Raw genomic sequence first — 12,515 nt, 5'->3', positions numbered from 1 at the left:
ATGGCCTTAAAGAAATTTTTAGAAGACATTGAACCTCACTTTGAAGCGGGTGGTAAACACGAAAAGTGGTACGCTTTGTATGAAGCGATAGCAACTGTTTTCTATACGCCTGGTTATGTTAACAAAGGCGGCACGCATGTGCGTGATAACATCGACCTAAAACGCATCATGATTTTAGTGTGGATGGCTACTTTCCCAGCTATGTTTTTTGGTATGTTTAACATCGGTCATCAAGCAGCATTAGCGCTTGGTAACGGTTTTGAAATAGCCAACACATGGCAAGTCGCAATTTTCCAAGCGCTAGGCGGTGAGTTAACTGCACAAGCAGGTTGGGGTGCGAAGATGTTCTACGGAGCATGTTTCTACTTACCTATCTACGGAACCGTCTTTTTAGTGGGTGGTTTTTGGGAAGTTTTGTTTGCTTCTATTCGTAAGCATGAAGTAAACGAAGGCTTCTTTGTTACATCAGTATTATTTTCACTTATTCTTCCTTCAACCATTCCGTTATGGCAAGCCGCGTTAGGTATTACTTTCGGTGTTGTTGTTGCTAAAGAAGTGTTTGGTGGTACAGGTCGTAACTTCTTAAACCCTGCTTTAGCTGGCCGTGCATTTTTATTCTTTGCTTACCCTGCTGATATTTCGGGTGACACAGTATGGACAGCCGTAGATTCATTCTCGGGTGCAACTTACTTAGGCCAGGTAGCACAAGGTGCTGTTGATTTCAACAATATGGTTCTTTGGTGGGATGCATTTTATGGCTTCATCCAAGGTTCTATGGGTGAAACATCGACACTGGCTCTGATGCTAGGTGGTTTATTCTTAATTTATGTGCGTATTGCGTCATGGCGTATTGTTCTAGGTGTTTTCCTAGGTATGGTTATCATGTCGTTGTTACTTAACTTAATTGGCTCAACAACAAATCCTGCATTTGCTATGCCTTGGTACTGGCACTTAGTATTAGGTGGTTTTGCATTCGGTATGTTCTTTATGGCGACTGACCCAGTTTCTGCGTCTTTCACAAATAAAGGTAAATTCGCATACGGTGCATTGATTGGTGTGATGGTTGTGTTAGTCCGTGTGGTTAACCCTGCTTACCCAGAAGGCATGATGTTAGCAATTCTTTTCGCTAATTTATTTGCGCCACTATTTGACCACTTTGTTGTGCAGTCAAACGTTAAGAGGAGATTAGCACGTGTCTAGTAACAATGAATCTATAGGTAAAACGTTAGGCGTTGTTGTTGGTTTATGTTTGGTATGTGCGGTTGTTGTATCGGTAGCTTCAGTACAATTACGTCCATTACAAAAAGCAAACAAAGCGCAAGATGTACAGCGTAATATTCTTGCCGCTGCTGGTTTTAATGATGTAACCAATGTTGAAGAAATGTTTGGTCAAAACATCGAAGCACGTGTTATCAATATGGAAACGGGTGAGTTCGTTGAGCAAGACCATACAACGTTTGACTTTGAAAGCACAAAGTTTGATGCAAAGCGCAGCTTTAAATTAGACAAAGCAGACGATAAAGCCGGCATTCAACGTATGACTGATCATTCACCTGTTTACTTATCTAAAGATGCAAGTGGCCAAGTATCAACTATTATTTTACCCATTCAAGGCTATGGCTTGTGGGGTATTATGTATGGTTTTATCGCATTAGATAAAGATACTGAAACAGTTAAAGCTATCAAGTTTTATAAGCACAATGAAACGCCGGGTCTTGGTGGTGAAATTGAAAATCCAAAATGGACTGCAACTTGGGTTGGTAAGTCTTTACCAATTACGTTAGTGAAAGGTACAGCCGGCACTGACAAGCATAAAGTTGATGGTTTATCTGGTGCCACACTGACTTCGGTAGGTGTAGGTAACACAGTCGATTTTTGGACAAGCAACAAAGGTTTTGGCCCATTCCTTGCGAATGTACGTAATGGAGCATTGAACTAATGGCTAATACAAAAGAAATGAAAGACGTCTTGTTGGGACCAGTATTCGCTAACAACCCAATTGCACTGCAAGTGTTGGGTATTTGTTCTGCGTTAGCTGTAACTTCAAGCCTTAAAAATGCGTTAATAATGTCAATAGCTTTGACGCTAGTGACAGCATTCTCAAGTCTGTTTATCTCAATAATTCGTAACCATATTCCTTCAAGCGTACGTATTATTGTGCAAATGACCATCATTGCTTCTTTGGTTATCGTTGTTGATCAAACATTACAAGCGTTTGTTTATGCAACAGCGAAAGAGTTGTCTGTATTCGTTGGCCTAATTATTACAAACTGTATTGTAATGGGTCGTGCAGAAGCATATGCAATGAAGTCTCCACCACTTATGTCATTTTTGGATGGTATTGGTAATGGTTTAGGGTATTCAGTCGTGTTACTTACCGTTGGCTTTATCCGTGAGTTAGGTGGTTCAGGTACATTGTTTGGTGCTGAGATTTTACCTTTGGTTTCTGAGGGTGGTTGGTACCAGCCTATGGGTCTACTGATCCTGCCGCCAAGTTCTTTCTTCATTATTGGTTTCTTCATTTGGGTACTGCGTACTTATAAGAAAGACCAAGTAGAAGCAAAGGCGTAAGGGGAGAGAGATGGAACATTATATTAGTTTATTCGTTAAAGCGGTTTTCATTGAAAACTTAGCATTATCTTTCTTCTTAGGTATGTGTACATTCTTAGCAGTATCTAAGAAAGTAACCACTTCACTTGGTTTAGGTGTTGCTGTTGTATTTGTATTGGGTGTTGCTGTTCCAGTAAACCAATTAGTATATAGCGCAGTATTAGCACCAGGTGCATTAGAATGGCTTGGTTTTCCTGAAGCAGATTTAAGCTTCTTGAAGTTTTTGACGTTCATCGGCGTAATTGCAGCACTTGTACAGATCCTAGAAATGGCTTTGGATAAGTTTTTCCCTGCGCTTTACAATGCTCTGGGCATATTCTTACCTTTGATCACTGTAAACTGTGCAATTTTCGGTGCGGTAGCCTTTATGGTTGAACGTAACTTAAATTTCACTGAATCAGTGGTGTTTGGTATTGGTTCAGGTGTAGGTTGGGCGTTAGCAATCGTATTGCTTGCTGGTATTCGTGAGAAAATGAAGTATTCAGATGTACCAGATGGTCTACGTGGTTTAGGTATTACCTTTATTACTGTAGGTTTGATGGGTCTTGGCTTCATGTCATTCTCTGGTATTTCACTGTAAGGTAGCGAGGAAAAATCATGCTTGAGGTATATTTAGGCGTAGGAATGTTCATTGCTATCGTTGTACTACTTGTTTTAGTCATAATTGCGGCTAAATCTAAGCTAGTAGCGAGCGGTGATATATTAATTAATATTAATGGTGATCCTGAAAAGGGCATCAAAACATCAGCTGGTACTAAACTACTTGGCGCGCTTTCAGACGCGGGTATTTTCGTATCATCTGCATGTGGTGGCGGTGGTTCATGTGGCCAGTGTCGCGTACATATTCATAATGGCGGTGGCGATATCCTGCCTACCGAACTTGACCATATTTCAAAAGGTGAAGCGCGAGAAGGGTGTCGTTTAGCATGTCAAGTGAATGTGAAGACAGACATGGATATTGAGTTGGAAGAGTCCATTTTTGGTGTTAAGAAATGGGATTGTGAAGTTATCTCTAATGATAATAAAGCAACTTTCATCAAGGAGCTTAAATTAGGTATCCCTGATGGCGAGTCTGTACCGTTTCGTGCTGGAGGTTATATCCAAATTGAAGCCCCAGCTCACCATGTTAAATATGCTGACTTTGATGTACCTGATGAGTATCGTGGCGATTGGGAACGTTTTGGCTTCTTTAACCTTGAGTCTAAGGTTGATGATGAAACAATTCGTGCATACTCAATGGCTAACTACCCTGAAGAAGAGGGTATCATCATGCTCAATGTACGTATTGCTTCTCCGCCGCCAAACAACCTAACACTGCCTTGTGGTAAGATGTCATCTTACATTTGGTCATTAAAAGCGGGCGATAAGGTAACTATTTCAGGTCCATTCGGTGAGTTTTTTGCAAAAGACACGGATGCTGAAATGGTATTTGTTGGTGGTGGTGCTGGTATGGCGCCAATGCGTTCACACATTTTTGACCAACTTAAACGTCTTAACTCTAAGCGTAAGATGTCTTTCTGGTATGGTGCACGTTCTAAACGTGAAATGTTCTATGTAGAAGATTTTGATGGCTTAGCAGCTGATAATGAAAACTTCGTATGGCACACCGCACTATCTGATCCACAACCAGAAGATAACTGGGAAGGTTACACAGGTTTCATTCATAATGTATTGTTTGAAAACTATTTACGTGACCATGAAGCGCCTGAAGATTGTGAGTACTATATGTGTGGTCCTCCAATGATGAACGCAGCAGTTATCAACCTGTTGAAAGATTTAGGTGTAGAAGAAGAAAATATCTTACTAGATGACTTCGGTGGCTAATTAGCACACTTAATTCTATAAGCATATGTTGAAATATATGTTAGCCCTCAAGTCATGCACTTGAGGGCTTTTTGTTTATTAGGGAGCTGTAATTTAATGAAAAGTATAAGTGGGATATTTGTATTATCGTTGGGATTATTTTTAGTTGGTTGTGATAATTCAGCAAGTCGCTCAGTCGAACCGCTTACGTTGCACGGGAATACTATGGGTACAACGTATAATATAAAAGTGTTTACTAGTGGAAAAGAAATTGAAGCAGGGGCTTTACAGCAGCAAGTAGACGACACGCTCATTGCTGTAAATGCATCGATGTCTCCTTGGGTTGAAAACTCTGAAATTAATCAGTTTAATGGCTTGGAAGCCAATAAATTTATGGCGATCAGTGATGATTTTAGAGCGGTTGTAGCTGAATCTATTCGGTTAGGTCAATCCACAAAAACACTCGATATCACCATGGGACCGCTCATTGACTTATGGGGGTTTGGTCCTGATAAGCGACCTACAAAAAAACCAAGTCAGGAACAACTCGATGAGATGCGTACACGTATTGGTGTTGAAAAACTCGTGCTTAATGAGCAAGGCCTTACCAAAACATTACATGGTTTAGAGTTGTCGTTTTCGGCAACGGCAAAAGGGTATGGTATTGATAAAGTCGCGATGTTATTAGAGCAGCAAGGCTTGAGCAATTATATGGTGGAAATTGGTGGGGAGCTGAGAATTTCAGGCACTAAAGCGGATAACCAGCCTTGGCGTATTGCCATTGAGCAACCAGATGCGCCGATGGGACAGCGACAAATTCATAAAATTATTGAACCTGGGAATAATGGTCTTGCAACCTCTGGAGATTATCGGATTTTTTATGAAATGGATGGTGAGACATTTACACATTTAATTGATCCAGCGACAGGGATGCCAGTGAAACATGAATTGGTATCTGTAACCGTGCTGCATCCTTCAGCAATGACCGCTGATGGATTGGCAACCGCACTCACTGTAATGGGAACAGAACGAGCTAAGGCTTACGCAGAAAAACATAACTTGGCTGTATATTTGATAAGCAAAAGTGATACAGGATTAGTTACTTATGCCAGTGAACAGTTTAAACCTTATTTGTGAGTAAGGAATAACCGCGTTATAATGAGGGGTGTTTTATACCGTCGTCAGCTCAATAGTTGAGTTGTTTTTTTGCATTTTAAGAGGCCTGTGCAATGTCGCTGTTTTTACTTACATTTGGTTTACTGATTTTAATTGTTACGGCAATGGCAATCGGTGTGATTGTTCAGAAGAAATCTATGGCAAGTAGTTGTGGTGGCCTTGGTTCTGTTGGTATTGATAAAGCATGTGACTGCGATGATCCATGTGATCGACGCAAAAAGCGCTTAGCTAAAGAGCAAATTTGGAAAGAAAACCAAATTTTATAATATGGTAATAAAATGACGTTAGTAGCAAGTTGTTGCTAATTTTAATGCGAGCTATAGGCTCGCATTTTTGTATCTGAATTTTGGGAGGGGGGTTATGCAGAGCACATGGTATTTTTTGCGTCATGGTGAAATCGTCGAGCAAGGTATATTATGTGGCCGTTCTGATATAAATCTCAGTCCTCTAGGTTGGCAGCAACTAGAAGATGTAACGAAAGGTATTACCGCAGTAACGCAAATCTTCAGTTCCCCACTAGTTAGATGCAGTAAGTTTGCGACAAAAATCAGCGAACAAAGGCAATTATCTGTTGAGATAGTTGATGATTTGCAAGAAATGGACTTTGGCCTGTGGGATGGCAAGCCTTTTGAGTGGTTATGGTGCAATACTGATAAACCGAGCATCGGTGATTTTTGGGCTGATCCTTGGTCACATACGCCACAAGATGCAGAGTCTATGACGAATTTTCATTTACGAGTTCAAACTTGGTGGCAATCACAGCTAGCGATCCCAAACGATGAGTGTAGCTTGGTAATAACCCACGCAGGTGTTATTAAACAGTTGTTGGCTATGATTCTGCAGTTTCCTAGTAATAGCGTGAAACAGCTTAGTATTTTTGATGTTGGGTATGCTAGCGTAATAAAAGTGCAGGTGTACTATGATGAACAAGGTGTCGCTTGGCCTAAAGTTGTATTTTAGACGTCTAGACAGCATAATACGGTTGTTTGTTGGTATTTCTTGGGAATGAACTGCAAATGTTCAACTGTCCCCGCAACTGTAAAGTACTGTGAGTACGAAAGTCAGATACCAAGACCAACAACTTTCTCATGAGCGGGCGTACTCTGAGTTGTTCAATATGCTTCATAATACCCATATTTCAAATGATATGATGGGTTGTCCTTTATATTGCTCACCTTGATATAATGCGTACACTGCTGATTTATTCAATCGCTTGTTAAAGCTTAACTGATGCTAAAGGGGCACTGTGGAAGACGCTAAAAAGTCCCAAACGAAAGTTATTGAAGTACGTGATCTTGCGCTGAAAATTGATGATCATCAGATACTCAGTGATATTAACTTCTCGATTGATACAGGCAAGTTTGTTGGCTTAATTGGCCCTAATGGAGCTGGAAAATCTTCGTTGTTACGAAGCCTATATCGATATACCACCCCAACGATGGGGGAAATTGTCTTTTTAGGTAAGTCTTTATGCCATTACTCAAGACAAGACTATGCAAGGCAAGTCGCAGTGGTGTTACAAGAGATCCCAGACCATTTTAATTTGAGTGTTTTTGATGTAGTGGCAATGGGGGTATTACCTCACAAGTCATTATTTAGTGCTGTGAGTTTACAAGATAAATTGGCTGTAGCCAGTGCTATCGATAAAGTAGGTCTCAGTGATAAAACTCGCCAGCCATTTTCTTATCTTTCCGGTGGTGAAAAGCAACGGGTATTAATTGCACGAGCGATAGTACAGCAGCCTGTGTTTTTGATTATGGATGAGCCAACGAGCCACCTTGATGTGAAGTATCAAATTCAAATAATGGAGCTTGCTAAATCACTCAACATCACAGTACTCGCTTCTTTTCATGACTTAAATCTTGCTGGTGCATTGTGCGATGAAATACTCGTTTTAAAGGAAGGTGCTTTAGTTGCACATGGAAAACCACTCGACGTGTTCAATGCACAATTGTTGGCGGATGTTTATGGCGTATGTGCATCGGTAAGTTCTGTGTCATGCCCTTATGAAGGCATCGAGCAAGTCCCACATATTCGGTATCATTACGGATATGCATTATGAAGCGTATCGTTACAATATGTGTACTGTTCTTTGGTTGTGTATTCAGTTTTTTTATGGCGTTGAAGTTGGGAGCAATTGATATTACGGGGGAGCATGTCTTTAATGCACTGTGGCAATATCAAGCAAATGACTTCTCACAAAAAATTGTGTTTGAGCTACGTCTGCCACGCGTTATTCTCGCATTTATTGCAGGTAGTGGCTTAGCGTTGGCTGGACTCATTTTACAGACGGTGACTCGTAACCCTTTGGCTGATCCTTATCTTTTTGGTATTTCATCTGGCGCATCTTTTGGGGTTGTATTACTGTTCGCACTGACAGGCATTCAAGCTGGTCTTGCGCTTTCTGGGGCAGCGTTTGCCGGTAGCTTGTTGGCCATGACGCTCTTGTTGTTGATTGCAAAAGGGCGAGGCTCCGCTCAAGTAGAGGCGATGTTATTGGCTGGGGTTGCGTTGTCCTTCCTGTTCAGTGCGTTTACAAGTTTATTATTGTATTGGAGCGATCCTCAGGCGATCAGCGCTATTTTATTTTGGAACTTAGGCAGTTTTAGCAGAGCAGATTGGCAGTGGCTATGGTTACCCTCTTTTGTGGTTTGTGCTTGCATGTTGGTGATGCTGCTGTTACGTCGTTCAATCAACGCCCTTTTACTGGGTGATGAAAGTGCCACGACTCTAGGTGTGAGCGTTGAAAAGCTACGTTTAGGTATGTTGTTGTTGAGTTCGTTGTTAACGGCTGTGTTAGTCGCAATGTGTGGTGGCGTCGGGTTTGTAGGATTGATGATCCCACATATTGTACGTTTTTTTGTGTCTCAAGCGACCACTTTAGGGCTGTTCGCAACAGCGTTGAGTGGTGGGTTGTTAATGATTTGGGTTGACGTTATTGCACGGGTCGCATTAGAAAATCAAGAGTTACCGATTGGCGTGATCACTTCAGCAATTGGCAGTGTCTTTTTCTTAGGTCTGCTGATGTTTCGAAAGCGGTCAGCCTAGTTGGGTTGTGAAATACATAATGAGAATAAACATATGGTAAAGCCATTAGATAATAAATTTTCAGCACAAATAAAACAAAAGATTGATTTAAAAACCAAACCACTCGGCGCATTAGGGCAGTTAGAGTGTGTTGCTTTTCAGTTGGTGAGTATTTTTTCTCAACACACATCAGATACTGAGTTTTTATCAAAAAAATGGGTTGTTATAGCACCCCAGTTAATCGTATTTGCAGGGGATCATGGTATTGCCTCACAAGGCGTATCTATAGCACCGAGTGAGGTGACGGGGCAAATGATGGCTAATTTTGCAGCTGGTGGCGCGGCGATTAACGTTTTGTGCCGCCAGTTTGGTTGGCAATTGAGTGTTGTAGATTGTGGTATTTTGAATGTACCAGAAGCTGATTTAGGGGTGATTTCTCAACGATTGGGCAATATAACTCAAGCATTTCATGAATATGAAGCTATGAGTGAAGCACAGCTTGAGCAAGGTCTTAACCTTGGCGCGCGAATACTGACATTACAAAGTCAAAAAGGTGCAAATGTATATGCATTTGGAGAGATGGGGATTGGCAATACTAGCTCAGCGGCTGCTATTTTTTCCGCGCTTTCGGGGTTGTCTCCAGAAGAAACGGTAGGAAAAGGAACTGGAGTGAGCGGCGAAGTTGTTATTAAAAAGCAACAGCTAGTGGCACAGGCGCTGGTGCTTCATGAATCGAAGCTCACCAATGCGCGTAACATTTTACGTTGTTTAGGTGGCTTTGAAATCTGTCAAATGGTGGGCGCTATGCAGCAGGCAGCACGGTTGCAAGCCGTCATTGTGGTCGATGGGTTTATTGCCACTGCTGCGGCCATGATTGTGATTGCGCTATCACCTAATGCTCAGCAATATATGATTTTTGCACATTGCTCAGGTGAGCAAGCTCATGCAAAAATGCTGGAGTATTTAAATGTAAAACCGTTACTCAATTTAGGCCTGCGTTTAGGTGAAGGTAGCGGCGCAGCCCTCACTTTACCCATTATGCAAAGTGCTCTGGCTTTATATAATGACATGGCCAGTTTTGAAGACGCGCAAGTTACTCAGGTTGTACAAGGTGAATAGGCAAGGATTGTTATTAGCGGTGAGTTTTTTAACGCGAATACCGGTAAGCATTGAGATGCCGATTGCTGATAATGCGTTGAACGAAGCGAGTCGCTATTTTGCCATTGTGGGTGGCGCTATTGGTGCGGCATTGGCGTTATTGTATTGTGGGTTACAGTTTTTATTTCCTGATTCAATGGCGATTATCATCGTGCTTGCGAGCGGGTTAATATTAACAGGGGCGTTCCATGAGGATGGCTTTGCGGATGTATGGGATGGTTTTGGTGGTGGTTGGTCTGTCTCACAAAAACTGACCATTATGAAAGATAGTCGCTTAGGTACCTACGGTGCAACATCGCTGGTGTTACTGTTATTAGCTAAATATGAACTACTTATGTTGTTGGCCGATCATTGGCTATGGGTTAGCGCAGCACTGATTTGTGCTCATACGTTAAGCAGAGCAATGGCGACCAGTATTATTGGCAGGTTAGCTTATGTACAAGAAGATGCACAAAGTAAGGTTAAACCGGTTGCAAAAGCTTTATCTCGGCAAAGCCTAAAGGTTTTATATTGTAGCGCTGGTAGCCTTTTATTGTTGATGTGGTTAACTCAGTTGTTTTCTTTTATCGAGTGCGTGTTGTTGATCTGTGTGTTATGGCTTACTCGTTTTCTGTGTATTACCTGGTTTAAAAGTCAATTAAGAGGCTATACCGGAGATTGTCTCGGTGCAGCACAGCAAATCGCTGAATTGGTTATTTACGGTTTTTGCGTTCAGGTATGGTTATGAATGAAAAAATAGTATTGATGTTAGGCGGAGCTCGTTCAGGAAAGAGCCGTTTGGCCGAGCGCCAAGCAGAGCAATGGCTGCATAGTAATTTGGTATCCCAGTTAGTGTATGTTGCCACGGCACAAGTAAAAGATGAAGAAATGGCGCAACGGGTTAAACACCACCGCGTTTCAAGGTCTGAGGATTGGTCAGTGGTTGAAGAACCATGGTCATTACCTGAAGTTATAACGGATGCAGATAAGAACACCTGTATTTTAGTAGATTGCTTAACACTTTGGTTAACGTATGGTTTATGCGAACAGGGGGTAGACGCTTTTTTGCAACAAAAATCCGCGCTTTTAACTGCGCTGGAGAAAAGCCAAGCGCGCATTATTTTAGTGAGCAACGAGGTAGGACATGGCATTGTTCCCTTAGGTGAGCTGAGTCGTGTATTTGTCGATCAGTCTGGGTGGTTACACCAAGATATTGCACAGTTAGCGGATAGAGTTGAATTTATTATGGCCGGCTGTGCCTTACGCATTAAATAGAGATAAAACGATTGAAAACTTTGATGGTGCAAGGCACCACATCCGATGCTGGTAAAAGTACCCTTGTCGCGGGGTTATGTCGTGTTTTTGCTAGGAAACATCGTAAAGTCGCACCTTTTAAGCCGCAGAATATGGCACTAAATAGTGCAGTGACGCCATGCGGTGGGGAAATCGGTCGAGCACAAGCTCTACAAGCTGTTGCAGCGAAAGTTCCGCTTGATACGGATTTTAATCCAATCTTACTGAAGCCCAACAGCGATACTGGCGCACAAGTGATTATTCACGGCAAAGCCATTAGTAATATGGAAGCCACGAAATATCATGATTACAAAAAAGTGGCTATGCAGGCTGTTTTACAATCGCATACTCGCTTAATGACCTCATTCGATATGATTATGGTGGAAGGCGCAGGGAGCCCCGCAGAAATCAATTTACGAGAAAATGATATTGCAAATATGGGGTTTGCTACTGAGGTTCATTGCCCAGTTATTATTATCGCAGATATCGATAAAGGGGGCGTATTTGCACATTTGGTAGGCACGCTAATGTTACTCAGTGAGCAAGAGCAAGCCCTCGTAAAAGGGTTTGTGATCAATCGCTTTCGCGGAGATCTCAGCTTGTTGCAATCTGGCCTTGATTGGTTAGAAGCGCGCACAGGAAAACCAGTGTTAGGGGTATTGCCGTATTTACATGCATTAAATTTAGATGCCGAAGATGCGGTTGCTATGGATAATGTCGTCGAAGATAAACAGCTCACTATTGCTGTATTATTATTCCCTCATATTAGTAATCACACTGACTTTGACGCGCTGCGTCTACACCCCAATGTGGATTTGCGCTATATACGTCATACTCAACAGATTGGTAATGTTGATCTGATCATTCTTCCAGGTAGCAAGAACGTGATCAGTGATTTGGCTTTTTTACAGTCAGAAACTTGGTCACAGGAGATTAAGCGCCATTTACGCTATGGTGGTAAAGTGCTCGGGGTGTGCGGCGGGTTGCAAATGTTGGGTGAGTCCATCAGTGATCCGTTAGGGATAGAATCAAGCGTAACAGAAATTAAGGGGTTAGGATTAGCACAGTTCAAAACGGTATTAACCGCGGATAAAGTGTTGACTCAAGTCAGCGGAAAATGTCATCTAGATGACGAAAAGGTGAGTATTTCGGGTTATGAAATCCATTGTGGGTACAGTACTGGCCCTGCGATGTGTCAGCCTTTTTTATCTTTTACAGATCATCCCAATGGTTACGAGCATGATGGTTTTATTTCTGATGATAATCTGATGGCGGGTACTTACTTACATGGCTTGTTCGATAGTGCCTGCGCTGCCCAATCAATATTAGGCTGGGCGAGCAATGGCCAATTACAAAATACAATGTTTGATCTCAATACGCATCGCGAGGCACAACTAGAGCGCCTTGCTGATGTATGTGAACAATATTTAGATATACCAAAAATCACCGCCATAACATATGGTCAATAG

General features: G+C 41.9%; 14 protein-coding genes and 1 riboswitch. All 14 genes read left to right on the top strand.

Annotated features, from left to right (window positions below; genetic code table 11):
• Positions 1–1,200, top strand: coding sequence for an NADH:ubiquinone reductase (Na(+)-transporting) subunit B (locus tag J8L98_RS05590; RefSeq protein ID WP_192508765.1), 1,200 nt, complete (start codon positions 1–3; stop codon positions 1,198–1,200).
• Entirely contained in the window at positions 1,193–1,939 is a 747-nt protein-coding gene (locus tag J8L98_RS05585) for a Na(+)-translocating NADH-quinone reductase subunit C (protein WP_210995667.1), read from the top strand. Before J8L98_RS05590 ends, J8L98_RS05585 begins: the two co-directional genes overlap by 8 nt.
• On the top strand, positions 1,939–2,571 hold the full coding sequence (locus J8L98_RS05580) for an NADH:ubiquinone reductase (Na(+)-transporting) subunit D (RefSeq protein WP_210995666.1): 633 nt from the start codon (positions 1,939–1,941) through the stop codon (positions 2,569–2,571). The genes J8L98_RS05585 and J8L98_RS05580 overlap by 1 nt, the downstream gene beginning before the upstream one ends.
• 10 nt (positions 2,572–2,581) lie before the next feature.
• The gene (nqrE, locus tag J8L98_RS05575) at positions 2,582–3,190 is read left to right on the top strand and encodes an NADH:ubiquinone reductase (Na(+)-transporting) subunit E (protein ID WP_192508762.1); all 609 of its coding nucleotides are present in this window, start codon (positions 2,582–2,584) and stop codon (positions 3,188–3,190) included.
• A gap of 17 nt (positions 3,191–3,207) precedes the next feature.
• Positions 3,208–4,434, top strand: a complete 1,227-nt coding sequence (gene nqrF, locus J8L98_RS05570; protein ID WP_210995665.1) for an NADH:ubiquinone reductase (Na(+)-transporting) subunit F — start codon at positions 3,208–3,210, stop codon at positions 4,432–4,434.
• A 96-nt stretch (positions 4,435–4,530) separates the two neighbouring features.
• Positions 4,531–5,550, top strand: a complete 1,020-nt coding sequence (locus J8L98_RS05565) for an FAD:protein FMN transferase (protein ID WP_210995664.1) — start codon at positions 4,531–4,533, stop codon at positions 5,548–5,550.
• 92 nt (positions 5,551–5,642) lie between these two features.
• The gene (gene nqrM, locus J8L98_RS05560) at positions 5,643–5,855 is read left to right on the top strand and encodes a (Na+)-NQR maturation NqrM (protein WP_192508759.1); all 213 of its coding nucleotides are present in this window, start codon (positions 5,643–5,645) and stop codon (positions 5,853–5,855) included.
• 94 nt (positions 5,856–5,949) lie between these two features.
• A complete protein-coding gene (locus J8L98_RS05555) occupies positions 5,950–6,549 on the top strand; it encodes a histidine phosphatase family protein (protein WP_210995663.1) in 600 nt (199 codons plus the stop codon).
• Positions 6,550–6,554: 5 nt separating this feature from the next.
• Positions 6,555–6,687, top strand: a riboswitch (cobalamin riboswitch).
• A 148-nt stretch (positions 6,688–6,835) separates the two neighbouring features.
• Entirely contained in the window at positions 6,836–7,651 is an 816-nt protein-coding gene (locus J8L98_RS05550) for an ABC transporter ATP-binding protein (RefSeq protein ID WP_210995662.1), read from the top strand.
• Positions 7,648–8,637: an iron ABC transporter permease gene (locus J8L98_RS05545; protein ID WP_210995661.1), complete on the top strand. Its 990-nt coding sequence runs from the start codon at positions 7,648–7,650 to the stop codon at positions 8,635–8,637. Before J8L98_RS05550 ends, J8L98_RS05545 begins: the two co-directional genes overlap by 4 nt.
• A 33-nt stretch (positions 8,638–8,670) precedes the next feature.
• Positions 8,671–9,735 carry a nicotinate-nucleotide--dimethylbenzimidazole phosphoribosyltransferase gene (cobT, locus tag J8L98_RS05540; protein WP_210995660.1) on the top strand — a complete coding sequence of 355 codons (1,065 nt, stop codon included), beginning with the start codon at positions 8,671–8,673 and terminating at the stop codon, positions 9,733–9,735.
• A complete protein-coding gene (locus J8L98_RS05535; RefSeq protein WP_210995659.1) occupies positions 9,680–10,501 on the top strand; it encodes an adenosylcobinamide-GDP ribazoletransferase in 822 nt (273 codons plus the stop codon). The genes cobT and J8L98_RS05535 overlap by 56 nt, the downstream gene beginning before the upstream one ends.
• Positions 10,498–11,028 carry a bifunctional adenosylcobinamide kinase/adenosylcobinamide-phosphate guanylyltransferase gene (gene cobU / locus J8L98_RS05530; RefSeq protein ID WP_210995658.1) on the top strand — a complete coding sequence of 177 codons (531 nt, stop codon included), beginning with the start codon at positions 10,498–10,500 and terminating at the stop codon, positions 11,026–11,028. Before J8L98_RS05535 ends, cobU begins: the two co-directional genes overlap by 4 nt.
• 11 nt (positions 11,029–11,039) lie before the next feature.
• Positions 11,040–12,515 (top strand): cobyric acid synthase, encoded by a 1,476-nt coding sequence (locus J8L98_RS05525; RefSeq protein WP_210995657.1) that lies wholly within the window; start codon positions 11,040–11,042, stop codon positions 12,513–12,515.

Origin of the sequence: Pseudoalteromonas sp. MMG013 (assembly GCF_018100885.1) — a bacterium.
GTDB lineage: Bacteria > Pseudomonadota > Gammaproteobacteria > Enterobacterales > Alteromonadaceae > Pseudoalteromonas > Pseudoalteromonas aurantia.
The sequence above is the reverse complement of the archived record's forward strand: the minus strand, read 5'-3'. Positions and strand labels throughout refer to the sequence as shown.